This window comes from Pseudomonas yamanorum (assembly GCF_013386765.1).
Classification (GTDB): domain Bacteria; phylum Pseudomonadota; class Gammaproteobacteria; order Pseudomonadales; family Pseudomonadaceae; genus Aquipseudomonas; species Aquipseudomonas yamanorum_A.
In genome coordinates, this window is the sequence record NZ_JACARE010000024.1 from 128,843 (window position 1) to 152,233 (window position 23,391).

20 protein-coding genes are annotated in these 23,391 nt (G+C 60.4%); 9 read left to right on the top strand and 11 right to left on the bottom strand.

Annotated features, from left to right (window positions below):
• The first annotated feature begins 46 nt into the window (after positions 1 to 46).
• Positions 47 to 1,930 (top strand): restriction endonuclease, encoded by a 1,884-nt coding sequence (locus HX875_RS19900; protein WP_177044909.1) that lies wholly within the window; start codon positions 47 to 49, stop codon positions 1,928 to 1,930.
• A gap of 33 nt (positions 1,931 to 1,963) precedes the next feature.
• Here HX875_RS19900 and aceK read toward each other — a convergent pair whose 3' ends face one another.
• On the bottom strand, positions 1,964 to 3,685 hold the full coding sequence (gene aceK, locus HX875_RS19905; protein ID WP_177044910.1) for a bifunctional isocitrate dehydrogenase kinase/phosphatase: 1,722 nt from the start codon (positions 3,683 to 3,685) through the stop codon (positions 1,964 to 1,966).
• Between the two features lie 428 nt (positions 3,686 to 4,113).
• On the opposite strand from aceK, the gene HX875_RS19910 reads away from it, so the two are divergent.
• Together HX875_RS19910 and HX875_RS19915 are read left to right on the top strand one after the other, a co-directional pair.
• Positions 4,114 to 5,724 carry a methyl-accepting chemotaxis protein gene (locus HX875_RS19910; protein ID WP_371321490.1) on the top strand — a complete coding sequence of 537 codons (1,611 nt, stop codon included), beginning with the start codon at positions 4,114 to 4,116 and terminating at the stop codon, positions 5,722 to 5,724.
• Positions 5,725 to 5,797: 73 nt separating this feature from the next.
• Positions 5,798 to 6,694, top strand: a complete 897-nt coding sequence (locus HX875_RS19915; protein WP_177044912.1) for a DMT family transporter — start codon at positions 5,798 to 5,800, stop codon at positions 6,692 to 6,694.
• A gap of 106 nt (positions 6,695 to 6,800) precedes the next feature.
• Here HX875_RS19915 and HX875_RS19920 read toward each other — a convergent pair whose 3' ends face one another.
• A complete protein-coding gene (locus HX875_RS19920) occupies positions 6,801 to 7,661 on the bottom strand; it encodes a DMT family transporter (protein ID WP_177044913.1) in 861 nt (286 codons plus the stop codon).
• 447 nt (positions 7,662 to 8,108) lie between these two features.
• Between HX875_RS19920 and HX875_RS19925 the strand changes: the two genes are divergently transcribed.
• On the top strand, positions 8,109 to 8,651 hold the full coding sequence (locus HX875_RS19925; RefSeq protein ID WP_177044914.1) for a hypothetical protein: 543 nt from the start codon (positions 8,109 to 8,111) through the stop codon (positions 8,649 to 8,651).
• 260 nt (positions 8,652 to 8,911) lie between these two features.
• On the opposite strand, the gene HX875_RS19930 is transcribed toward HX875_RS19925, so the two are convergent.
• Both HX875_RS19930 and cysK read right to left on the bottom strand, forming a co-directional pair.
• Entirely contained in the window at positions 8,912 to 9,850 is a 939-nt protein-coding gene (locus HX875_RS19930) for an aspartyl/asparaginyl beta-hydroxylase domain-containing protein (RefSeq protein ID WP_017479171.1), read from the bottom strand.
• Positions 9,851 to 10,036: 186 nt separating this feature from the next.
• A complete protein-coding gene (cysK, locus tag HX875_RS19935) occupies positions 10,037 to 11,011 on the bottom strand; it encodes a cysteine synthase A (protein WP_010176514.1) in 975 nt (324 codons plus the stop codon).
• 123 nt (positions 11,012 to 11,134) lie between these two features.
• Between cysK and HX875_RS19940 the strand changes: the two genes are divergently transcribed.
• The 3 genes from HX875_RS19940 (at position 11,135) to HX875_RS19950 (ending at position 14,389) form a co-directional block, all read left to right on the top strand.
• Complete coding sequence (locus HX875_RS19940; protein ID WP_177044915.1) at positions 11,135 to 12,211, top strand: DUF748 domain-containing protein; 1,077 nt, start codon at positions 11,135 to 11,137, stop codon at positions 12,209 to 12,211.
• Between the two features lie 142 nt (positions 12,212 to 12,353).
• Positions 12,354 to 13,199 carry an AAA family ATPase gene (locus tag HX875_RS19945; protein WP_003210690.1) on the top strand — a complete coding sequence of 282 codons (846 nt, stop codon included), beginning with the start codon at positions 12,354 to 12,356 and terminating at the stop codon, positions 13,197 to 13,199.
• 11 nt (positions 13,200 to 13,210) lie between these two features.
• Positions 13,211 to 14,389: a vWA domain-containing protein gene (locus HX875_RS19950; RefSeq protein ID WP_010176516.1), complete on the top strand. Its 1,179-nt coding sequence runs from the start codon at positions 13,211 to 13,213 to the stop codon at positions 14,387 to 14,389.
• A gap of 90 nt (positions 14,390 to 14,479) precedes the next feature.
• Here HX875_RS19950 and HX875_RS19955 read toward each other — a convergent pair whose 3' ends face one another.
• The 4 genes from HX875_RS19955 to HX875_RS19970 all read right to left on the bottom strand — a co-directional run bounded on the left by HX875_RS19955 (position 14,480) and on the right by HX875_RS19970 (position 18,201).
• The gene (locus tag HX875_RS19955) at positions 14,480 to 15,403 is read right to left on the bottom strand and encodes a biotin-dependent carboxyltransferase family protein (protein ID WP_177044916.1); all 924 of its coding nucleotides are present in this window, start codon (positions 15,401 to 15,403) and stop codon (positions 14,480 to 14,482) included.
• Positions 15,400 to 16,104 carry a 5-oxoprolinase subunit PxpB gene (gene pxpB, locus HX875_RS19960; protein ID WP_177044917.1) on the bottom strand — a complete coding sequence of 235 codons (705 nt, stop codon included), beginning with the start codon at positions 16,102 to 16,104 and terminating at the stop codon, positions 15,400 to 15,402. Before pxpB ends, HX875_RS19955 begins: the two co-directional genes overlap by 4 nt.
• Positions 16,101 to 16,844: a 5-oxoprolinase subunit PxpA gene (locus HX875_RS19965; protein ID WP_177044919.1), complete on the bottom strand. Its 744-nt coding sequence runs from the start codon at positions 16,842 to 16,844 to the stop codon at positions 16,101 to 16,103. The genes pxpB and HX875_RS19965 overlap by 4 nt, the downstream gene beginning before the upstream one ends.
• A 70-nt stretch (positions 16,845 to 16,914) precedes the next feature.
• Positions 16,915 to 18,201 (bottom strand): MFS transporter, encoded by a 1,287-nt coding sequence (locus HX875_RS19970; RefSeq protein WP_177044921.1) that lies wholly within the window; start codon positions 18,199 to 18,201, stop codon positions 16,915 to 16,917.
• A gap of 141 nt (positions 18,202 to 18,342) precedes the next feature.
• Here HX875_RS19970 and HX875_RS19975 point away from each other — a divergent pair, with 141 nt between their 5' ends.
• Positions 18,343 to 19,281 carry a LysR family transcriptional regulator gene (locus tag HX875_RS19975; protein ID WP_177044923.1) on the top strand — a complete coding sequence of 313 codons (939 nt, stop codon included), beginning with the start codon at positions 18,343 to 18,345 and terminating at the stop codon, positions 19,279 to 19,281.
• Positions 19,282 to 19,390: 109 nt separating this feature from the next.
• Here the strand turns inward: HX875_RS19975 and HX875_RS19980 are convergent, their stop codons facing one another.
• The 3 genes from HX875_RS19980 to HX875_RS19990 are packed head-to-tail and all read right to left on the bottom strand — an operon-like array spanning position 19,391 to position 21,229.
• Positions 19,391 to 19,933, bottom strand: a complete 543-nt coding sequence (locus HX875_RS19980) for a DUF2937 family protein (RefSeq protein ID WP_177044926.1) — start codon at positions 19,931 to 19,933, stop codon at positions 19,391 to 19,393.
• 11 nt (positions 19,934 to 19,944) lie between these two features.
• A complete protein-coding gene (locus HX875_RS19985) occupies positions 19,945 to 20,721 on the bottom strand; it encodes a class II glutamine amidotransferase (protein WP_010176522.1) in 777 nt (258 codons plus the stop codon).
• A 31-nt stretch (positions 20,722 to 20,752) separates the two neighbouring features.
• Positions 20,753 to 21,229 carry an MFS transporter gene (locus HX875_RS19990; RefSeq protein ID WP_256348139.1) on the bottom strand — a complete coding sequence of 159 codons (477 nt, stop codon included), beginning with the start codon at positions 21,227 to 21,229 and terminating at the stop codon, positions 20,753 to 20,755.
• A 90-nt stretch (positions 21,230 to 21,319) separates the two neighbouring features.
• Between HX875_RS19990 and HX875_RS19995 the strand changes: the two genes are divergently transcribed.
• A complete protein-coding gene (locus HX875_RS19995) occupies positions 21,320 to 23,374 on the top strand; it encodes a S9 family peptidase (protein ID WP_177044929.1) in 2,055 nt (684 codons plus the stop codon).
• Positions 23,375 to 23,391 lie beyond the last annotated feature (17 nt).

Here is a 23,391-nt window from a genome sequence, read left to right on the forward strand (position 1 = left end):
TTCTTTATGCCCGCGGATGGGGCCTTTTTGAAAGAGGATTATCCTGATGCTGATCGGAAAGACACTGCATGACCCGCAGCCCCAAAGAGCCAATACCCTAACCCTCACATCACCCACAACGGGCAACCAGGCCGTCACCAACGCCGACAAACCACTTGATCCTCACCGGGTGCGCGACCTGACCTTTGTCGGTGTCGGCAGCAGCGTGGCCTATCTGGCCAACGAACTGAACGGGCGATTTTCCGCAGGTGACCAACAGCAACCCCTGCGGGGCAAAGTGAGCATTATCGGCCAGGAAGACCCTTGGTCGGCATCTGTTCGCGGCCAAGGCTACATCAATCACCAACATGAAATCATCGACCAGTGGGGCCCCAAGGCTCCCGCCTACAACCCCGGATACGCGGATCGGGCCGAGTTTGCAGCGAGTAACCAGCAGCAGCTGGATCGGGCACAAGCGCTTGGGGCAGAACACCTGCCGACACAGGTCAGCAGCATTCGCCAGCTGAAAAACGGCACCTATCAAATTCAGCTGGACAACGGCCAGACGTTAGACAGCCGCCAAGTCGTGCTCGGCATGGGCGCCGGGCCGCACACTCGCTTATGGAACAACGACGGCCCCCAGACATTGGCAGAAAAACGCCTGGATAACATCCAGCTGCACCAGCAGGAGGCCCTGCGCGGCAAGGTATTGGACCTGGACGAGTTCATGCGGGAAACCGACAGCCATCCTGAAAAATTCGCGGGTAAACACGTGGTAGTGCACGGCCCCAACGCCGGCATTGATGCGGTCGAGCGCGCGGGAGAACTGGGGGCCCATGTTGATTGGCTGATTCGGAGCACCCGACCGGTGCTGCTCGACGGTCATCAGCTGAAATTTGCGCCAGAGGTGGCGAACAACCACCTGGTCTCGGTGGATGCACTGGACATCCACCCGGCTACCACGCCTGGAGGTGCCCCTTTACGGCTGAGCTACAGTGCTCCCGGCGATAACCCACAGGCAACGCGCAAAACCCTGGACGCCGATTACTACGTGTACGCCCTGGGTCAGGATATCAATAAACCTGGAAGCGCCGGCGCAATACTGGGAGCCCTGCAGGGGACACTGGAACCAATCTACGACTACGATCAGATTTATAGCGACCAGCCCTACAAGACCGTCCTGGGCCTGCAAACACGCGGTAGCGACAGCAGTAACGGCCTGCTCATTGTCGGTGCCGCCGTGGCGCAACTGGCGGGGAATGTTCAGCACAGTTATCTGGACCATGCCGCCGAGCGTATTTTCCAGCAACTGGAGCACCTTCCTGGCGAACAGGCCGAGCGGTTGTCGCAGTTGATCTTGCAAGGCGCCAGCGCGACAGACATTCAGCAATACCAGCAGGCGTGGGCCGCAACCACGGTCTTCGCACCGGCAATGCAGGTATTGAAGCATCAGGTGACGGACTACCTGGCGGCCCGGGCTTATTTCCAACAGCAGGCGCTGGAGAAAAAAGGCCCACGTGGCGTTGCGGCAGAAGTGGAAAACCAGACATCGAGCCAGGTACCGTCGGTGGTCGTATCCCCTCAATTGGGCACGGTGAAGGCCTCAACGGCCGCCCTGTCGGGGCTCATGCCCGCCTATGTGGCCAAGGGTGAGAATAACTTTACGGCGGATGATCGCACCATGCTGCGTGCCGGAATCGCCGATCGATACCCGAATATCGACAATGCCGGCGCCAGTGCTTTCATTAATGAAGTGATCAACTTGCGCCACCTTGGCAGCCAGGCCTTTATTGAAAAGGCCATGGCCGAGGGAGCAAACACGCCTCCCGTGCACGCGCCCGTCGTGGGTGTACCGGCGCCGGTCAGGGAAGGCTATGAAGCACACCTGAAAGCCTTGAACGAGGGGGCCGATACCCCGCCGTTAAGTCGTCAGTGGCAGCCGCCTGCATAACAGGAGCTCAAGGGCAATGTTCCGCCCGTTGCCCTATTCGTTATCCAGCCCCTTGCGCCGGTAAGGAAACACATCGATCACCTTGCCGGCGCGAATCGCCTCTTGCAGGCTTTTCCAATAGTCGGCGTTGTACAACTCGCCATGCAGTTCATCGAATAGCCTGCGCTGGCCGGAATCGGCAAACAGGAACGGCGGAAATTCCTCCGGGAACACATCCAGCGGGCCGATGGAATACCAGGGCTCGGAGGCCATTTCATCTTCCGGGGTGCGCGGCGCCGGGATATGCCGGAAGTTGGCCTCGGTCAGGAAGCATATTTCGTCGTAGTCGTAGAACACCACGCGGCCGTGACGGGTGACGCCAAAATTCTTCAGCAGCATGTCGCCGGGGAAAATATTCGCCGCCGCCAGTTGTTTGATCGCCAGGCCGTAGTCTTCCAGCGCTTCGCGCACCTGAGCTTCGTTGGCGTTTTCCAGGTAGAGGTTGAGCGGAGTCATGCGCCGCTCGGTCCAGCAGTGGCGGATCAGCACGGTATCGCCTTCCACCTCGACAGTGCCGGCGGCGACTTCAAGCAGCTCAGCCAGGCATTCGGGCTCGAACTTGCTCAGCGGAAAACGGAAGTCGGCGAACTCCTGGGTGTCAGCCATGCGCCCTACCCGGTCGACACTTTTCACCAGCCGGTACTTCTCGATCACGGTGGCGCGGTTGACGTTTTTCGACGGTGAAAACCGGTCCTTGATGATCTTGAACACCGTGTTGAAGCCCGGCAGGGTAAACACGCTCATGACCATGCCGCGCACGCCCGGCGCCATGATGAACTGGTCGTCGGTGGTGGCAAGGTGGTTGATCAACGCCCGGTAGAACTCGGATTTGCCGTGTTTGTAGAAGCCGATGGAGGTGTACAGCTCGGCGATGTGCTTGCCCGGCAGGATGCGCTTGAGGAAGCCGATAAACTCGGCCGGCACCGGCACATCCACCATGAAATAGGAACGGGTGAACGAGAAGATGATCGACACATCGGCCTCGTCGGTGATCAGTGCATCGATCTGGATGCCGCGGCCTTCCCGGTGCAGCAGCGGAATCACCAGCGGCCATTGCTCATCGCGGGTGTAGATACGCCCTACGAGGTACGCGCCTTTGTTGCGGTACAACACCGAGGAAAACAGTTCGACGTTGAGGTCCGGGTCTTTGCACACCCAGTCCGGCAGGTTTTCCCGCAGTTGCGCTTCCAGGCGGCGCAGGTCAGCGGGCAGGTCGGCGTAAGGCTCGCTGAAGCGGTAGTCGGTGAACATCTGTTCCAGCATGCCCGCCAGCTTGCCGCCGGGCTTGTAGGTGCGGGTTTGCGCAGCACGGGCGCGACGCAGGCTGGGCCGGGTGGTGTGAATGAACATGCAGCCGTCACTGATCAGGTCATGGCTGAACAGGCCGCAGAACGTCGAGTTGTACCAGGTCTCGGACAGCTCATCGTCAAACCGCAGGTCGATCAGGCTGATGTAGGCGCTTTTCACCAGCGGCCAGAGGCCAATGTCGAGTAATACGGCCTCATCAAAGGCTTCCCGCAACCGCGCCGTGACTTCGCTGACCTTGTCTTCATACAGATTGATGCGTGCAGCCGAAGCCGCCTGCCCTTGCTGCCACTGCGCCTTTTCGAAACGTTCCCGGGCGCCGTCGGTGATCTGGCGGAAGTGCTCGCGGTAGTCGTCGAAGCCGTCGAGGATCATCTGCGCAATGTCGAGGGCTGGCGTTTGCTGCGGCATTTGGGAAACCTCTGCGGGCATCTGGAGTGAGCTGAGCTTAGCCAGTGTACGAGAACAGGAGAAGGGTCATTTTTCATACAGCCTTGTACAAGATTGTTCATTTCGTACATTTATTTACTGTTTATTTAATTCGACCAATCGGTCAGTAAAAGCATCACTCAGTCACTCTTTCGCCATTAAACGTTTCACCTGCAGGCCTTGAGCGGCGTGCCTTGCCCGCGAGCGCCCGGGTAAATGAGAGTTTTTGCTCTACCGCGCCTGACCTCAGTTACCAAGCGAGCATTGGATCCAACGTAAGGGAAACCCTGATTACAAGAGTGATGGCTCTTTGCTATATAGCGCGCCCTCTCCCACCCTAACAAGGTCAGAAGACCGATCCGGGAACAGGTTCTAATCGCCCAAGGAGCATTGAGATGTCATTGAGGAATATGGGGATCGGTCTGCGTGCCAGTCTGAGTTTTGGGGTTTTGGCCAGTCTGTTGATCCTGGTCGGCCTGTTTGGCCTGGGCCAGATGGCCAAGCTGCGGGAAAGCGCGCTGATCATCGAAGAATCATGGATGCCGAGCATTGAGAACATCCACGACAGCGCCGCCTATGTCGCCAGCATCCGCCTGGAAGCGTTGCGCTTGCTGACCACTGATGAATCCAGAGTGCGGGACAACAGCAAAAACCTGATCACCCGCCAAGGCGCTGACCTTGAAGAATTGCTTAAGCGCCACGAAGCCCTGCTGAACAACGAGCAAGAACACGACATGCTCAAGCAGTTGAAAGCCAACGTTGCGAGCTACATGACGATCGTCGCCCAGATGATTCAATTGGTCGACCAGGACCAACAGCAAAACGCCATGGACCTGCTCAACAGCCGCCTGGCGCCCCAGGGCACGGTCCTCAATAAAAGCCTGGAAGACATGATCACCTTCAACCAGAAAGGTGTGGAGGACGCAGCAGAATCAGCGGCCCGGATGTACACCAGCGCCCAGTGGGTAGTGGGCACCATTATCCTTACCGCCCTGCTGGCCACCTTGTTGCTGGCCTGGCTCCTGACCCGCAGCATCACCACGCCCATCGGCCAGGCACTGACAGTGGCCCGCACCATCGCGTCCGGCGACCTGAGCCGGCCGATCATCGTGGAGGGCAAGGATGAAGCGGCCCAACTGCTCACCGCCCTGGCCACCATGCAGGCCAACCTGCAGGAAACCATCCGTGGCATCAGCGAGTCCTCGCAACAGCTGGCATCGGCGGCGGAAGAGATGAGTTCGGTGATGGAACAGAGCACCCGCGGCCTGCAGGCGCAGAACGACGAGATCGAACAGGCGGCCACCGCCGTGACGCAGATGAGTGCGGCAGTCGACGAAGTGGCAGGCAATGCGGTGTCCAGCGCCGAAGCCTCAAAGGCCTCCGACGAAGACAGCAAACACGGCCACTACCAGATCAGCGAAACCATCAGCTCGATCCAGAACCTGGTGGACGAAGTGCTCGGCGCCTCGACCAAAGCCGAAGGCCTGGCGGCGCAGGCCCAGGACATCAGCAAGGTACTGGAAGTGATTCGCGGGATCGCCGGGCAGACCAACCTGCTGGCACTCAACGCAGCGATTGAGGCGGCCCGCGCAGGCGAGGCCGGTCGTGGTTTTGCGGTGGTGGCGGACGAAGTGCGCTCCCTGGCACAACGCACCCAGGACTCCACCGAAGAAATCGAGCAGATGATCAACGGTATCCAGCAAGGTACCCTGGACACCGTCGGCGCCCTGAACAGCAGCGCCGAACACGCCGGCCAGACCTTGCAACGGGCCAATAGCGCCGGCAGCGCGCTGGAGAAAATCACCGCGGCGATCTCGCAGATCAGCCAGCGCAACCTGGTGATCGCCAGTGCCGCCGAGCAGCAGGCGTTGGTGGCCCGTGAAGTGGACCGCAGCCTGGTGAACATTCGGGATCTGTCGACACAAACCGCAGCCGGAGCCACCCAGACCTCGGCGGCCAGCCAGGAGCTGTCGCGGCTGGCGGTGGACCTCAATGGCTTGGTGACCCGTTTCGTGCTGTAAAAACATGTATTAGCGATTGTGTCAGGCAGGCCCGTGGGCAACACTTCCGCCCTTATCGAGTAGGAGTTTTTCCGTGAGACCTGTCGACACCCTGCACCTGTTGGTGCTGGCCGCTATCTGGGGCGCGAGTTTTCTGTTCATGCGGATTATCGCGCCGGAAATCGGCATCCTTCCTACTGCGTTTTTCCGGGTGTCGATTGCCGCCACCGGGCTGTTGGTGATCCTCGCCTTGATGCGGGTGAGTTGGGATTTCCAAGGCAAGTTCAAGACGGTGCTGTTGCTGGGCGTGATCAACTCGGGCATTCCCGCCACTATGTATTCGGTGGCGGCCCAAGTGCTGCCGGCCGGTTACTCGGCGATCTTCAATGCCACGACGCCTCTGATGGGCGTGCTGATTGGCGGGCTGTTTTTCAGTGAGCGCCTGACTCCGTCAAAAATTGCCGGCGTGTGCCTGGGTTTGTTCGGTGTGGGCATCCTGACCCGCGCGGGGCCGGTGGCCTTCGATATGGAATTGCTGATGGGCGCGCTGGCGTGCCTGTTGGCGACCACCTGTTATGGCTTCGCGGGCTTTTTGGCGCGGCGCTGGCTCGATCAACGGGGCGGCCTGGACAGTCGCCTCGCGGCCTTGGGCAGCATGCTGGGGGCCACGCTGTTTCTGCTGCCGCTGTTTGCCTGGAGTGCCATCAGCCATCCACCGGTCAGTTGGGGTGGTTGGCCTGTGTGGCTGTCGCTGCTGGGATTGGGGCTGGTGTGTACGGCGTTTGCCTACATCCTGTACTTCCGCCTGCTGACGTCCATCGGCCCGGTGAAGTCGATGACCGTGACCTTCATGATTCCGCCGTTCGGGGTGTTGTGGGGCGCGTTGCTGCTGGATGAGCCGCTGTCCATGGCGCATCTGTATGGCGGGTTGTTGATTGCGGGGGCGTTGTGGCTGGTGCTTCGGCCAGGGAAATTGGCCAAATCCTTGTAGGAGCGAGCTTGCTAGCGAAAAACGAAAGATCAACGCGGGGGGTCAGGCTTCCCGCGTTATCGTTGACGTCCTTCGCGAGCAAGCTCGCTCCTACAGGGGGGGTTGATCAGCTCTTACGGAACACAAAAGCCAATCCGACAATGATCAAGCCCATCCCCAGCAAGCTCAGCATTGCCAGGCGGTTGCCGAAGATCAGGTAGTCCATCACCGCCGTCACTGCCGGCACCAGGTAGAACAGACTGGTGACATTCACCAGATTGCCCCGGGCGATCAGCCGGTACAGCAACAGTGTCGCCAGCAGTGACACCACCAGCCCCATCCACAGCACCGGCACGAAAAAGCCGATGCTGTGTTCGAAGTGAAACGGCTGGAACGGCACAAACACCGAGCACAGGACCAGGCCGGCCAGGTACTGCACCGGCAGCGTACCCAACGGGTTATCGGTGATGCGTTTCTGCATGATCGAGCCGAAGGTCATGCTGGCCAGGGCCAGCAAGCCGAAGAGCATCCCCGCCAGGGACATACCGGACATGCCGATGCCCTGATACACCACCATGATCAACCCCACCAACCCCAGCGCCAGGCCGAACATCCGGCTCCAGGAACGCCGGCGCTCCATCAACACCACGGTAAGGATGGGTTGCACGCCCATGATGGTCGCCATCATGCCCGGCGTCACTTTGAGGTCCAGGGCCAGCAGATAGAAAATCTGGTAAGCCCCCAACAGCACCAGGCCGGTGGCCGCCGCGTAGAGCATCGGCTTGCCGGGGCGTGGCAATTTCAGTTTGAGGACCGGCACCAGAATCACCAGCCCCGCCAGGGCGATGGCAAAACGGATCAGCAGAAACGCAAAGGGTGAGGCGTGGGCCAGGCCCCATTTGGAGAAAATTGCCCCGCTGCTCCACAGCAAGACAAACAGGCTCGTCGAGGCCGCCGCGGCCACGGATTGTTTCGAAAGAACAGACATGGATACCACCTGTGATCAGGCAAAAAGCCAACTCAGCAACAGCTGAAATTCAGTAGGTTTTTTTCAGGCGGGCACAGGGGAACAGCAATCAGCTGATCAGCCCGAAATGCCAACACCCGGCGGTGATACGACTGCGTACACCGGCGTGCTACTGACAGGTGGGGGGTAGTGACTGATCTGCGCAGGCTGCTGGTTCCCGCACGGCACGACCGCAGCGTTGACCGCTGAATCGACTACCGCTATGCGCAGGGAAGCTGGCATGTGCTGATCTTTTTTGAGGGGATGAATACGGTGTCTGAAAACACCAGTGGCCGACTATAACCAGCAGGGGACATGCTTTGCAATGAGTTTGCCAAAAGGCCAGTAAGGACAGCTTGAGTCAACGCCACTAGCCTTGGGAAAAACCAATCCGCTCCGGATCCGGGGGCTTTCAACTCATGATGACCAATGCCAAAAAAACGCGACTCTCTGCGATATCAGCTATACCGCTCCACGGCTCTGCACCTTGCGAAAGCCTCTACCTGGCAGTGGTACGAGGCCCTCAAACAGGATGAAAGCAACGACGTCGATTTGACCAAGGTGCGATTTGAGCCGATTAACACCGAGGCATTGACTGCCTATCAAGATTGGGATGAAGCCCCGCACTTTTACTGGGAGGAGATTGCAGCGTGGAAAGCACATGAGCCACTGGCCTTTGACCTGTCCATTTGGTTCGACGTCGAATTATGTGGATTGTGCTTTGCCAACCCAAATCAAAGTCGGCTGCGGATAAGAATAATCCGACTAGAAGGAAAACCCGGAAAAACACATCCCCTGAAAAGCCGTATCGCCGCGCTGACGATGATCGCTGTTGATCATTACGCACAGATCATTGGCAGTCAGTGGATAGAGATTCAAGAGCCCGCGCCTGGTGCAATTCCCCTCTATAAGAATCTGGGCTTTGATTTCGACTCCCAGGGGAGGCTTGTGATAGCAGTAGAGAAGGCATAGCATCGCAAACATGCTCAATTAATGATCAATAGTGGAGGCTGATATGGGAGCAGTTCCTAAAAACTCCGTCACCCAGAAAGCGTCATCGAAGGTAATAAAAGAGTTCAGGGCCTCAGCACTTACAGCTAATCAACGCCGTTTTCTCAGTGCTGCAATGACCATCAGCGTTGAAGAGCCCAGCCTTTTGGCTGGCAGCCCAGAGAAATCAAAAGCATAAAAAAACCGCTCATCCGAGCGGTTTTTTTATGCCTGCAAAAGCCCTAACCAAACAACCAATACCCCAACGCCGTCAGCACCACCACCGCCAGCACCGGCCGCAGGATGCGATACGCCTTCGGATGCTTGCGTTTCCACTGTTTGACCACACCGCTGAAGCTGTCGCTGAAGCGCTTGCTCCAGGCATACGCCTGGTTGATTCCGCCAACGCGTTCGTCGTCCAGGTTCTGTGGCGCGGTAGCACGGCCCAGTTGGGCGCTGACCCAACGGTTGATGCGGGTCATCAGGCGGCTGCTCAGCGGGCGTTCGATGTCGCAGAACAGAATCACCCGGGTGTGCTCGGTTTCGTTCTTCACCCAATGCACGTAGGTTTCGTCGAACATCACGTCTTCACCGTCGCGCCAGGCATACACCTGGCCGTCGACGAAGATGCGGCAGTCGTCGGAGTTGGGCGTAGACAGCCCCAGGTGGTAACGCAGGGAACCGGCAAACGGGTCGCGGTGCGGGTTGAGGTGGCTGCCACCGGGCAACAGGGCAAACATCGCGCCCTTGACGTTGGGAATGCTGCTGACCAGGGCCACGGTTTTCGGGCACAGCAGCTCAGCCGATGGCAACGGTTTGTCGTACCACTTGAGGTAGAAACGCTTCCAGCCCTTCTTGAAGAAAGAACCGAAACCGGCGTCATTATTCTTCTCGGCGGCGCGGATGTAGCCCTCGTCGAACAGATGCATGGCCTCTTCGCGAATCACTTCCCAGTTGTCCTTGAGCACATCCAGCTCCGGGAACTTGCTGCGGTCCAGGTACGGCTTGGACGGCACGGCAGAGAAGATATACATCAAGGCGTTATACGGGGCGAACAGCGCCGAATGGTTGACGAACTGACGCAACATCGGCAAACGGGCCTTGCCACGCAAATGCACATACAGCGTGCTGCCGATAAACAGCAGCAACACCGACAGTTTGGCGGCCAAAGAAAAGGTCATGCAGCAACTCCTGGAAATAGGCGTCTGGCCATTAGCCTCCCTTTATCGGGAAACCAGACGTAGCAGCCGGCCATGATAAACACTCCGGGCCTCGGGAAAAACCCGCGCACTCCAACAATAAGCATCCTGCGGTGCGCGATGATGGGCCAATTATGCATAAGGCCCGTGCCATCGCGCTGATTTGAATCAAGCCTGGTTTTCCTGATCGGTAAACAAATCGGCGAACAGCATGCTCGACAGGTAGCGTTCACCGGAGTCCGGCAGCACCACGACGATGGTCTTGCCCTGCATTTCCGGCTTCTCTGCCAGGCGCACCGCCACGGCCATCGCCGCGCCACAAGAGATACCGCACAGAATCCCCTCCTCCTGCATCAGGCGCAAGGCCATGGCCTTGGACTCTTCGTCGCTGACCAGTTCGACCCGGTCGACCATCGACAGGTCGAGGTTTTTCGGCACAAAACCGGCGCCGATGCCCTGGATCTTGTGGGGGCTGGGCTTGATCTCTTCACCGGCCAGCGCCTGGGTAATCACCGGCGAGCTGATGGGCTCCACCGCCACCGACAGAATCGGCTTGCCCTGGATGTTCTTGATGTAGCGCGACACCCCGGTGATGGTGCCGCCGGTGCCCACGCCCGCCACCAGCACGTCCACGGCACCATCGGTGTCATTCCAGATTTCCGGACCGGTGGTTTTCTCGTGGATCGCCGGGTTGGCCGGGTTTTCGAATTGGGCCGGCATGAAGTACTTGGCCGGGTCGCTGGCGAGGATTTCGCCGGCTTTTTCAATGGCGCCCTTCATGCCCTTGGCCGGCTCGGTCAACACCAGTTCGGCGCCGAGGGCCTTGAGCACCTTGCGGCGCTCGATGCTCATGGATGCGGGCATGGTCAGCAACAGTTTGTAACCACGGGCGGCGGCGACAAACGCCAGGCCGATCCCGGTATTGCCGGACGTTGGCTCGACAATGGTCATGCCCGGCTTGAGTTTGCCGCTGCCTTCAGCGTCCCAGATCATGTTCGCGCCAATCCGGCACTTCACCGAATACCCCGGGTTACGCCCCTCAATCTTGGCCAGGATGGTCACGCCACGGGGGGCGATGCGGTTGATCTGAACCAGGGGCGTGTTACCGATGGAGTGCGCGTTGTCTGCAAAAATGCGGCTCATGACGGGTCCTTAAGGCAATTTCAGGAAGGCCCCAAGGGTATGCCTCGTGTTGCAACGCGTCCAGTCAAGCGAACGTCCGGCGGCGCCCGCAGTCAATCGCCTACACGGATGGAGAAAATTCCCATGAAACGTCGCTACAGTTGGCCGCTCTGGACCCTCGTCGGGGTCGTGGTACTGCTGGTCGTCCTGGATATCGCCCTGCCCTATCTGGTGCGCAATTACCTGAATGACAAACTCGCCGACATGGGCGATTACCGTGGCCAGGTCACCGACGTTGACCTCGCGTTATGGCGCGGGGCCTATCGAATCAACGGTTTGCAGATCGTCAAGGTCGACGGCAAGGTGCCGGTACCGTTCGTCAAGGCGCCGGTGATAGACCTGTCGGTCAGTTGGCACTCGCTGTGGTACGACCACGCAGTAGTGGCCGAGGCACAGTTCATCAAGCCGGAGCTGAACTTCGTCGATGGTGGCACCAACAAACAGGCGTCCCAGACCGGTCAGGGCACCGACTGGCGGGCGCAACTGGGCAAACTGTTGCCAATCACCCTCAACGAGGTGCGCATCGACGACGGGAAGATCGCCTTTCATAACTTCAGCTCGAAACCGCCGGTCAATCTGTACGCCACCCAGGTCAACGCCAGCTTCTACAACCTGACCAATGTGGTGGATGTAAAAGGCCAGCGCGACGCGCGCTTCGACGGCAAGGCGCTGTTCCTGGGCCAGGCACCGTTGGAAGCCACCGCCACGTTCGACCCCTTGAGCAATTTCGAAAACTTCGAATTCCGTTTCCGGGCCAAGGATATCGAGCTCAAACGCATGAATGACTTCGCCTCGGCCTACGGCAAGTTCGACTTCAATGCCGGCACCGGCGACCTCGTGGTGGAGGCCCAGGCCGAAAAAGCCCAGTTGACGGGCTACATCAAGCCCTTGCTGCGCAACGTCGAGGTGTTCAACTGGCAACAGGACGTGGAGAACAAGGACAAGGGCATCTTCCGTTCGATCTGGGAGGCGGTGGTGGGCGCCAGCGAGACCGTGCTGAAAAACCAGAACAAAAACCAGTTTGCCACCCGCGTGGAGCTGAGCGGCAACGTACACCAGCAAGATATCAGCGCGTTCCAGGCGTTTTTGCAGATTTTGCGCAATGGTTTTGTCCAGGCCTTCAACGCCCGTTATGAACAGCCCAAGCCCTCGACAGATTGATATTCAACGTGACTGCCCATTCAGAGACTGAATAGCCCGTCTGCGTTCACAGTCGCCGGGGCTGCGCGGTATAGTCGGGCAAAGCTGATTACTCGCCCGCTTCGGTGCTGCACCGTTCGGCGTCACGTTCGAGGATTGATAGATGAAGTTCGAAGGCACCCAGGCCTACGTTGCCACCGATGACCTGAAACTGGCCGTCAACGCCGCCATCACACTGGAGCGGCCACTGCTGGTCAAGGGTGAACCGGGCACCGGCAAGACCATGCTCGCCGAACAACTGGCCGAGTCCTTTGGTGCCAAGCTGATCACCTGGCACATCAAGTCCACCACCAAGGCCCACCAGGGCCTCTACGAGTACGACGCGGTGAGCCGCCTGCGGGACTCGCAACTGGGCGTGGACAAGGTGCATGACGTTCGCAACTACCTGAAAAAGGGCAAGCTCTGGGAGGCTTTCGAGTCCGAGGAGCGGGTGATTCTGCTGATCGACGAAATCGACAAGGCCGACATCGAATTTCCCAATGACCTGCTGCAGGAACTCGACAAGATGGAGTTCTACGTCTACGAAATCGACGAGACCATCAAGGCCAAGAAACGCCCGATCATCATCATTACCTCCAACAACGAAAAAGAGCTGCCGGATGCGTTCCTGCGCCGCTGCTTCTTCCACTACATCGCCTTCCCGGACCGCACCACCCTGCAAAAGATCGTCGACGTGCACTACCCGGACATCAAGAAAGACCTGGTCAGCGAAGCCCTCGACGTGTTCTTCGACGTGCGCAAGGTACCGGGCCTGAAGAAAAAACCGTCCACCTCCGAACTGGTGGACTGGCTCAAACTGCTGATGGCCGACAACATCGGCGAAGCGGTGCTGCGCGAGCGTGACCCCACCAAGGCCATCCCGCCCCTGGCCGGTGCCCTGGTGAAAAACGAGCAAGACGTGCAGTTGCTGGAACGCCTGGCGTTCATGAGCCGTCGCGGTAACCGATAAGGGCGATTGCCATGCTGCTCAATCTGTTCAATGAAATGCGTGCAGCCAAGGTGCCGGTCTCGGTGCGCGAGCTGCTGGACCTGATCAACGCGCTGAAACAGCGCGTGACCTTCGCCGACATGGACGAGTTCTACTACTTGGCCCGGGCGATCCTGGTGAAGGACGAACGGCATTTCGACAAGTTCGACCGGGCCTTTGGCGCCTATTTCAATGGCCTGGAAAAACTTGACGATCACCTGCAGGCGCTGATCCCCGAAGACTGGCTGCGCAAGGAGTTCGAGCGTTCGCTGACCGACGAAGAGCGCGCGCAGATCCAGTCCCTTGGCGGCCTCGACAAGCTGATCGAAGAATTCAAGAAACGCCTGGAAGAACAGAAAGAACGCCACGCCGGCGGCAACAAGTGGATCGGCACCGGCGGCACCAGCCCGTTCGGTTCCGGCGGTTTCAACCCCGAAGGCATTCGCGTGGGTGACGCCGGCAAGCGCCAGGGCAAGGCGGTCAAGGTCTGGGACCAGCGCGAGTACAAGAACCTCGATGACTCGGTGGAACTGGGCACGCGCAACATCAAGATCGCCCTGCGCCGCCTGCGCAAGTTCGCGCGCCAGGGTGCGGCCGAAGAGCTGGACATCGACGGCACCATCGACCACACGGCCCGGGATGCCGGGTTGCTGAATATCCAGATGCGCCCGGAGCGGCGCAACACCATCAAGCTGCTGTTGTTGTTCGACATCGGCGGTTCGATGGATGCCCACGTGAAGACCTGCGAAGAGCTGTTCTCCGCGTGCAAGACCGAGTTCAAGCACCTGGAGTACTTCTACTTCCACAACTTCATTTATGAATCGGTGTGGAAGAACAACATGCGCCGCACCTCCGAGCGCACATCGACCCAGGACTTGCTGCACAAGTACGGCGCCGACTACAAAGTGATCTTTATCGGCGATGCGGCCATGGCACCGTATGAAATCACCCAGGCCGGCGGCAGCGTCGAGCACTGGAATGAAGAGCCCGGGTACGTGTGGATGCAGCGGTTCATGGAGAAGTACAAGAAGCTGATCTGGATTAATCCGTATCCGAAAGATACCTGGGGCTATACGGCCTCTACCGGAATTGTTCGGGATTTGATCGAGGACCAGATGTTTCCGTTGACGTTGCGGGGGCTTGAGGAAGGGATGCGCTTTCTTTCCAAATAGGCGGAGCACTCACCGACGTCATCGCAGGCAAGCCAGCTCCCACAGGGAAATGCATTCCAAACTGTGGGAGCTGGCTTGCCTGCGATGCTTTCAGCGGTTCATAAAGCGGCGCAAATACTCCACTTGCTGTCGATGCGCCGTCTCCTGCACCACCGGCGCCAAACGCACTTTCTCCCCCGGTAAACACTGCGCCAGCCGCGCCAGTGCCAATGGCGTCAACGCGCCCAATCGCGGGTAGCCGCCAATGGTCTGCCGGTCATTGAGCAACACGATCGGCTGCCCGTCCGGCGGCACCTGGATAGCCCCCAGCGGGATGCCTTCCGAGATCAGCGATGGCCCCTGATACTCCAGCGGCGTGCCCAGCAAGCGCATGCCCATGCGGTCGGCGCGGCTGTCGAGGGTCCATTCGCTGTTGAACACATCAAACAGGCTCTGCCCGCCAAACTGGCCGATCTGCGCGCCGAGGATCACCTCCAGTGGCGCCTTCGTGTCCAGTTTCGGCAACTGCCCGGCGGACAACTCCCGCATTGCACCGCCCGTGCCTGAATACGTCAGCTGCGCACCTTCAGCCAGCGCCCGGCCAAAACCATCCAGCCCGCCCAGCTCCTCACGGCCCACCGTGGCGCAACTGCCCAGCACCTGTGGCGCATCAAAACCGCCCGGCGCTGCCAGGTAAGCCCGTGCGCCGCTGAAGGGCTGGGTAAAACGCAGACGCTGGCCTTTTTGCAGAATAAAGCTGCGCCCCGGGCTGATCGCTCTTTCATCGACATAAGCGCCCAAGTCCGCCCCGGCCAGTGCCAGCAGGCAGTAATCCTCGGCCTGCACCGTCAAGCCACCCAGGGTGATTTCCACCACCGGTGCATCCAGGGCGTTACCCAGCAACCAGTTGGCCCACGACATCGACACCCAATCCAGCGCGCCGCCCTGGGTGACGCCCAAATGCCTTACGCCAAAACGTCCAGCGTCCTGCAACAGGCACAACGGTGTGCTGGCCTCGATCAGCAAGCGGCTCATACCTGTGCCTCCAACGGCGTGTCATCACCGCCCAGGTTGATGAATTCACGATGACTGACCGCTGCGTAACGCACGGTGTCCCCCGGTTGCATCAGGCTGTAGCCCTCGCGCTCGCGGTCAAACAGCTTGGCCGGCGTGCGGCCGATCAGGTTCCAGCCACCCGGCGACACCACCGGATAGGCCGCTGTCTGCCGTTCGGCGATCCCCACGCTGCCCGCTGCCACTCGCTTGCGCGGGGTACTGAGCCGAGGCGTCGCGAGCAATTCGTCCACCAGGCCCATAAAGGCAAACCCCGGGGCAAAGCCCAAGGCGAAAACCTGGTACTCGTGCTGACTGTGGCGACGAATCACCTCCTCCACCGCCAACCCACTGCGCTGGGCGAGTAATGTCAGTTCGGGGCCGACACTCAGGTCATACCAGACCGGCAACACATGGCACTGCCCGCTGCCCTTGGGTTCTGGCTGCAAGTCTTCGAGCGCCTGATTGATCAGCTCCCGCGCCTGGCCTGGGTCGAGCGCCAGCAGGTCGTAGTGCACCATCAGGGTCGTGTAGGACGGCACCAGGTCCACCAGTGCCGGGCCAAAACTCTCCCGCAAACGCCGGGTGGCGGCGAGCATCCAAGGCATGTTGTCTTCGGCGATCACCTCAAACAGGCGCACCATCAGGCAGTCGATGGCCACCACTTCAATCTGTGGCTTCATGCTGGGGTCAACGCCTCGCGGATGCGCTGCACGGCGGCCACCGAACTGGTGTTATCGCCATGCACGCACAAGGTATTGGCTTGCAGGTGCAACGGGCTGCCATCACTGGCGACCAGCTGTTCACCGCGGGCGATGATCAAGGCCTGCTGGATGATCTTTTCCGGATCGTGGTGCACCGCGCCCGGCAACTGCCGGGAGACCAGATGGCCAGCGCTGTCATAGGCCCGGTCGGCGAAGGCTTCGAACCACAGGGTCACGCCATATTCGTCACCCAGGGCCTGGGCGGCGCTGTTGTCGCGCGTGGCCATCAGCATCAAGGGCAGGCTGGCGTCGTAGGCCGCCACGGCCTGGATCACCGCGCGCAATTGCGCGGGCTTGGCCATCATGTCGTTGTACATCGCGCCATGGGGTTTGACGTAGCTGACCCGCCCGCCCTGGGCCCGGCAAATGCCGTCGAGGGCGCCGATCTGGTAGTGCAACAGGTCCTGGATTTCCTGCGGGGTGTAGGCCATGGAACGGCGGCCGAAACCCTGCAGGTCCTGGTACGCCGGGTGCGCCCCCACCTGCACGCCATGCTGGAAGGCCAGGCTGACGGTCTTGCGCATGATGCTCGGGTCGCCGGCGTGGAAGCCGCAGGCAACGTTGGCGCAATCAATGAACGGCATCACCTCGGCGTCCAGACCCAAGGTCCAGTTGCCAAAGCTTTCGCCGATGTCGCAGTTCAATAGCAGGCGGCTCACGGTGAGGGCTCCTGTAGTCTTTATATTTTTCTAGTGTGGGACCTTTCTTCAAGATCCCGCAACGTTCAGGTTACTGTGCTTCCAGCTGCTTGCCACGGGTTTCCGGCAGGCTCAGCGCCGCCAGGATCACCACGCCGTAGGACACCGCCGCAAACCCGCCAATGCCCATGCTCAGCGGCACCTTCTGGCTCAGCAGGCCAATCAGCAGCGGGAAAAACGCCGCGAGTGCCCGGCCGATGTTGTAGCAGAAGCCCTGGCCGGAACCGCGAATCCGCGTGGGGAACAGCTCGGTGAGAAACGCGCCCATGCCGCTGAAAATCCCCGAGGCAAAGAAGCCCAGCGGGAAGCCCAGCCACAGCATGACCTGGTTGCTGACCTGCAATTGGGTGTAGAGCACAACGATGATGAACGAGCCGACGGCGAATAAAATAAAGTTCTTTTTTCGCCCGAGCAGGTCGGTCATGTAGGCACTGATCACGTAACCGACGTAGGAACCCACGATCACCATCGCCAGATAACCACCGGTACCGAGAACGCTCAGGCCTCGCTCGTTTTTCAGAAAAGTCGGCAACCAGGAGGTGATGGCGTAATACCCGCCCAGCGCGCCGGTGGTCAGCAACGAAGCGCGAATCGTCGTGCTGAGCATGCCGGGGGCAAAAATCTCGTAGAACTTCGCCGGGTTGCTCGGCGCTTCCTTGGCCTTGGCTTCGCGATAAATCTCCGGGTCCTTGACCAGCCGACGCACAAAAATCACGAAGATCGCCGGCAGCAGGCCCAACATGAACAGCGCGCGCCAGGCGTCTTCCGGTGGCAACCAGGAGTAGAGCAATGCGTAGAGAATCGCCGTGATGCCCCAGCCCAGCGCCCAGCCGGATTGCACCATGCCCACCGCCTTGCCGCGGTCCTTGGCGCGAATCACCTCGCCCATCAGCACTGCGCCGGCGGTCCATTCACCGCCAAACCCAAAGCCCATCAAGGTACGGGCCACCAGCAACTGGTCGTAGCTTTGCGCCAGGCCACACAGGAAGGTGAAGACCGCAAACCACAGCACCGTCAGTTGCAGGGTGAGCACGCGGCCAATACGGTCCGACAGGATGCCGGCGATCCAGCCGCCCAGCGCCGAGGCGATCAGGGTGCTGGTGTGGATCAAGCCTGCCTGGCCAGTGGTAATGCCCCACATCGCAATCAGCGTGGGGACCACAAAGCTCAGCATCTGGGTGTCCATGCCATCCAGGCCGTAGCCGATCTTGCAGCTCCAGAACGTACGACGCTCCTGCTGGTTGATATTGCGGTACCAGTCAAAAGGTCCGGCGCGGCGTTCGGGCTTGGCCACCTCCAGGGTATCGGGCGCACTCATGGCGGATCTCCACGTGAATATTATTGGTATTGTTCTGGGCCCCTACGACGCTTATCGTGAGACGGGCCGATTTTTGGCGTGCGACCCCTGCTACGTCCAACTAATAAAAACCGCCCCAATGCATAAGAAAAAGTTGATCCCATGAATTTGAAGTTCCTTGAAACCTTCGTCTGGGTGGCCAAGCTCAAGAGCTTTCGCCTCACCGCCGAAAAGCTCTTCACCACCCAGGCGTCGATTTCCAGCCGCATCGCGGTGCTGGAAAGTGAACTGGGGGTGAAACTGTTCCTGCGCGATTCCCGCGGCGTGAGCCTGACGCCGGAAGGCGTGAAGGTGCTCGATTACGCCGAGCAGATGATGGCCACCATGCAAGGGCTGAAGCAGTCCCTGGAAACCACCAGCAGCCAGGTCGGACGGATCCGCATCGGTGCAATGGACACGGTGATCCATACCTGGCTCAGCCCGCTGGTGACCGAGCTGATGGAGCGCTTTCCGCGGGTGGAGATCGAACTGGTGGCCGACACCTCGTTCAACCTCATCGATCAGCTGCAAAAAGGCTTTCTGGACCTGATCCTGCAAACCGACCTGCTGCGCCAGGAAACCCTGCGCAGCCTGGAACTGGGCAGCCACCCCATGGGCTGGATCGTCGCCAGCGATTCGATCCACAACCGCGACTACGCCTCCCTCGCCGAACTGGCCCAGGAGCGCATCATCACCTACTCGAAAAACTCTTGCCCGCACCAGGACGTGCTCAGCCTGATGCAGGCCAACGGCGTGGCCGCGCCCCGGATGAACTGCGTGAATTCGGTGTCGGCGATCACCCGCTTGCTACGCGACGGGTTCGGGATTGGCGCATTGCCGCCGGTGCTGGTCAGGGAAGAATTGGCGCGGGGCGAGATGACCTTGCTGGCCATGGAGCAACGCCCGCCGAACCTGCAGGTGGTGGTGTCGTGGCGGGTCGGGGTGGAGTTGGTGGAGGAGATTGTGGCGCTGTGCCAGATCGTGGTGGGGCGGTATGCGCAGAAAGTGGGCGAGGATTTGATGGTGCTGAGCAAGCCCATTCCACTGAAGGAACCGATTTAAAACTGTGGGAGCGGGATTATGTGGGAGCCGGGCTTGCCCGCGATGCAGTCAACTCGGTCTGTCAGTTACACCGAGGTGATGCTATCGCAGGCAAGCCAGCTCCCACATTTTAAAGTCCTTTGAGGTCGCGCTCTTCAATCGGCCGGCTCTGGCGCAGGCGCTTGCCGCCCAACACCACCCAGTCGATCAGGCGGAACAGGCATTCGATGCCAAACGACAACAGCATCGCCCCGCCCAAGCCCCACCCCATGGCTTCCGGAGTCAGCAACAGCATGTAGCTGTAGCCGTTCCAGGTTTCCTGGCGAATCGCCGGGTCGGCGGCCACGGCCACTTGCAGCGCGCGGATGTACCACGGGCCCTGCATCGCCTGGAATTGCTTATCCAGCGCTACCTGACGGTCAAGCAAAGTGCCCAGGCTGTTGGCATCACTGCGAAACACAGGATCGTCACTGGCCCGGTAATGGGCCACCAGCGCCTGCAAGTCACCGTTGAAGAACTGCCGCGCCGTGGCGTCGAAGCCGAGCAAACCGGTCTGGGCCTCGATCAAATGGGCTTCGACGCGCTTGGCGTAGTCGCTGATAAACCCCGGCACCTGTACACCCACCAACAGGCCCACAGCAAACAGCACCAGTCGCAAATAGCTGAGCAACATATTCGGCGTCCTTACTCGGTTGTACCTTGGGACACGCATTCGCCGCGTCGCCACAGGCTCCACTGGCCCGGTTCGTAGCGGGTCCAGGTCTCGTTTTCGGTCAGGGGTTCGGTGGCAATCACCGTCACCACATCATTTGGCGTGGTTTCGGCCTGAAAATCGACGATCACGTCGACATCTTTCAAGCGCGCAGGGCCAAACGGCGCGCGCCGGGTGATCTGCGCCAGTTTGGTCGAGCAATAGCAGAACAGCCAGTCGCCGTCGCTCAGCAGGCAGTTGAACACGCCTTTGCTGCGGTATTCGCTGCAGGCGGCAATCAGGTCCGGCAGCACCTGTTCGATGTCCACCGGCTCCGGGAAGGCTTCACGTACACGGTTGAGCAAATCGCAGAACGCCGCTTCGCTGTCGGTATCGCCCACCGGGCGGTAGAACGTGGCGCGGGGATTGAAGTCCGCCAGTTGGCCGTTATGGGCGAAACACCAGTTGCGGCCCCACAGTTCACGCACGAACGGGTGGGTATTGGACAGGCACACCTTGCCCACATTGGCCTGGCGGATATGGCCGATCACCACTTCACTCTTGATGGGATAACGCTGCACCAGCAGCGCGACTTCCGATTCGCTGCTGGCCGCCGGGTCCTGGAACAACCGCAGGCCGCGGCCCTCGTAGAAGGCGATGCCCCAACCGTCGCGGTGGGGACCGGTACGTCCGCCACGCTGCATCAGCCCGGTAAAGCTGAACACGATATCGGTCGGTACGTTGGCACTCATGCCCAATAATTCACACATGCCAGGCTTCTCGATTGCTGAGCGTACGACGTTAAAGGCGCGGTTCGACCCGCATGCCGCCGACAGGTGCCGGACGACCATAGCGTTCATCGGCGAAGGGTTCGTCGTCCTCCGGCTCAGCCGCCGCAGCCGCGGCGGCTGCCGCTTTGTGCTCACGGCGAGCCTTGGCGGCACGTTCGATGGGCCAGCGGATCAGCACAAACACCAGGTACACACCGAACGCGATCATGGAATACATGAACAAATCGGAAATCGCCCGCCAGGCGTTGTTGCCGACCTTGAGCACCAGGTCCAGGGCGGTGATGGCCACGGCCGGGGCAAACTGGGTCTTCACCGGGTCGACAATGGTCGGACTGAACAGCAGCACCGCCATCAGCAGCCGCAACGGCTCGCGCAGCCAGCGCCACATCCAGCGGGTCATGGCAAACCACACCAACAGGCAACCCAGGGCTGCGAAGGCGTAGAGGCCCCAAGCGATCAGATAGTCGTTCTCGGTCATGGTGTCCATGGCAAGGTAGGCAAACAGGCCGCTATGATAACGGCTTTTCAGTGCCGAGGCTGCAATGCCGTCGGCCAACCGCCAGACAGAGAGTGATCCATGCCCCCATCGACCCACATCACTGCCGCCCCGATCGCCCGCAAGGCCCTGGGCACCGACCCGTACGCCTGGCTGCAAGAGCGCGACAGCACCGAGGTGCTCGATTACCTCAAGGCGGAAAATGCCTGGCAAGAAGCAGAATTGTCCGACCAGCAGGCCCTGCGCGAAACCCTGTTCGAGGAGATCAAGGGCCGCATCCTCGAAACCGACCTGTCGCTGCCCTCCCCCTGGGGCCCGTACCTGTATTACACCCGCACCACCGCCGGCGACGAGTACGCCCGCCATTACCGCTGCCCGCGCCCGGCCGATGACAGCCAACAGGTCGACGAAAGCGCGGAAGAGTTGCTGCTGGACCCGAACGAACTGGCCAACGGCGGCTTTTTCTCCCTCGGCGCATTCAGCATCAGCCCCGACCACCAGCGCCTGGCCTACAGCCTGGACACCAGCGGTGAAGAGATTTACACCCTCTACGTGAAGGAATTGGCCACCGGCAAGGTCAGCGAACTGGAGTTCGAAGACTGCGACGGCAGCATGACCTGGGCCAACGACAGCTTGACCCTGTTCTTCAGCGAACTGGACGACACCCACCGCCCGCACAAGCTGTATCGCTATCGCCTGGACGGCACCGCCGCCGAAGAAGTGTTCCACGAGCCCGACGGTCGTTTCTTCCTGCACTGCTACCGCTCAAGCTCCGAGCGCCAGTTGCTGCTGGCCCTGGGCAGCAAGACCACCAGCGAGATCTGGACCCTGGACGCCGAGCAGCCGCAGCAGGCGTTTACCTGCATGGCGCCACGGGTCGAAGGCCATGAATATGACGTGGACCACGGCAAGCTGGACGACCAGTGGGCCTGGTTTATCCGCAGCAACCGCGACGGCATCAACTTCGCGCTGTTCCAGGCCGCCGACACCGGCAGCGTGCCGACCCAGGACGACTGGCAGAACCTGATCCCCCACGACGACGCGGTGATGCTCGATGGCGTGAGCCTCAATGCCCGAGCCATGACCCTGAGCTTGCGCATCGGCGGCCTGCCGATCATCGAAGTGCACCCGCAAGGCCAAGCGCCTTATCGGGTGGAACTCCCGGACGCGGCCTACAGCCTCTATGTGCAAAACAGCCTGGAATTTGTCAGCGACAAGATTCGCCTGCGCTATGAAGCGCTGAACCGCCCGGCCCAGGTTCGCCAGCTGGAACTGGCCAGCGGCGCCCAGCAGGTGCTCAAGGAAACCCCGGTGCTGGGGGTGTTCAATGCCGACGACTACGTCAGCCAGCGGTTGTGGGCGACCTCGGCCGATGGCACCCAGGTGCCGATCAGCCTGGTGGTCCGCCGCGACCAGTTGGGCAAGCCGACCCCGCTTTACCTGTACGGCTACGGCGCCTATGGCCATAGCCTCGACCCGTGGTTCTCCCACGCGCGCCTGAGTTTGCTGGACCGTGGCGTGGCCTTCGCCATTGCCCATGTCCGCGGCGGCGGCGAGCTGGGTGAAGCCTGGTACCGCGCCGGCAAGCAGGAGCACAAGCAAAACACCTTCAGCGACTTTATCGCCTGCGCCGAACACCTGATCGCCCAGGGCCTGACCACCTCCAAGCAACTGGCCATCAGCGGCGGCAGCGCCGGCGGCCTGTTGATCGGCGCGGTGCTCAATCAACGCCCGGAGCTGTTCCAGGCGGCGATTGCCGAAGTGCCGTTCGTCGACGTGCTCAACACCATGCTCGACCCGGAGCTGCCGCTGACCATCACCGAGTACGACGAATGGGGCAACCCTGAAGAGCCCGAGGTGTATGAGCGAATCAAGGCCTATGCACCGTACGAAAACGTCAGCGCCCAGGCCTACCCGGCCACGCTGGTGATCGCCGGCTACAACGACAGCCGCGTGCAGTATTGGGAAGCTGCCAAGTGGGTGGCCAAGCTGCGAGACACCAAGACCGACGAAAACCTGCTGCTGCTCAAGACCGAGCTGGGCGCCGGTCATGGCGGCATGAGTGGTCGTTACCAGGGATTACGTGACGTAGCACTCGAATATGCATTTGTTTTCAAGGCGCTGGGGCTGATTTAAGGAACTCCGCTCGGCGG

Coding starts and splice junctions, on each gene's coding strand:
- HX875_RS19950 (WP_010176516.1), top strand. CDS start 13,211: ATGCTGCTCAATCTGTTCAATGAAATGCGTGCAGCCAAGGTGCCGGTC.
- aceK (WP_177044910.1), bottom strand. CDS start 3,685: ATGCCGCAGCAAACGCCAGCCCTCGACATTGCGCAGATGATCCTCGAC.
- HX875_RS19900 (WP_177044909.1), top strand. CDS start 47: ATGCTGATCGGAAAGACACTGCATGACCCGCAGCCCCAAAGAGCCAAT.
- HX875_RS19990 (WP_256348139.1), bottom strand. CDS start 21,229: ATGGACACCATGACCGAGAACGACTATCTGATCGCTTGGGGCCTCTAC.
- HX875_RS19985 (WP_010176522.1), bottom strand. CDS start 20,721: ATGTGTGAATTATTGGGCATGAGTGCCAACGTACCGACCGATATCGTG.
- HX875_RS19930 (WP_017479171.1), bottom strand. CDS start 9,850: ATGACCTTTTCTTTGGCCGCCAAACTGTCGGTGTTGCTGCTGTTTATC.
- HX875_RS19945 (WP_003210690.1), top strand. CDS start 12,354: ATGAAGTTCGAAGGCACCCAGGCCTACGTTGCCACCGATGACCTGAAA.
- HX875_RS19925 (WP_177044914.1), top strand. CDS start 8,109: ATGCCAAAAAAACGCGACTCTCTGCGATATCAGCTATACCGCTCCACG.
- HX875_RS19975 (WP_177044923.1), top strand. CDS start 18,343: ATGAATTTGAAGTTCCTTGAAACCTTCGTCTGGGTGGCCAAGCTCAAG.
- HX875_RS19955 (WP_177044916.1), bottom strand. CDS start 15,403: ATGAGCCGCTTGCTGATCGAGGCCAGCACACCGTTGTGCCTGTTGCAG.
- cysK (WP_010176514.1), bottom strand. CDS start 11,011: ATGAGCCGCATTTTTGCAGACAACGCGCACTCCATCGGTAACACGCCC.
- HX875_RS19920 (WP_177044913.1), bottom strand. CDS start 7,661: ATGTCTGTTCTTTCGAAACAATCCGTGGCCGCGGCGGCCTCGACGAGC.
- HX875_RS19910 (WP_371321490.1), top strand. CDS start 4,114: ATGGGGATCGGTCTGCGTGCCAGTCTGAGTTTTGGGGTTTTGGCCAGT.
- pxpB (WP_177044917.1), bottom strand. CDS start 16,104: ATGAAGCCACAGATTGAAGTGGTGGCCATCGACTGCCTGATGGTGCGC.
- HX875_RS19970 (WP_177044921.1), bottom strand. CDS start 18,201: ATGAGTGCGCCCGATACCCTGGAGGTGGCCAAGCCCGAACGCCGCGCC.
- HX875_RS19995 (WP_177044929.1), top strand. CDS start 21,320: ATGCCCCCATCGACCCACATCACTGCCGCCCCGATCGCCCGCAAGGCC.
- HX875_RS19940 (WP_177044915.1), top strand. CDS start 11,135: ATGAAACGTCGCTACAGTTGGCCGCTCTGGACCCTCGTCGGGGTCGTG.
- HX875_RS19980 (WP_177044926.1), bottom strand. CDS start 19,933: ATGTTGCTCAGCTATTTGCGACTGGTGCTGTTTGCTGTGGGCCTGTTG.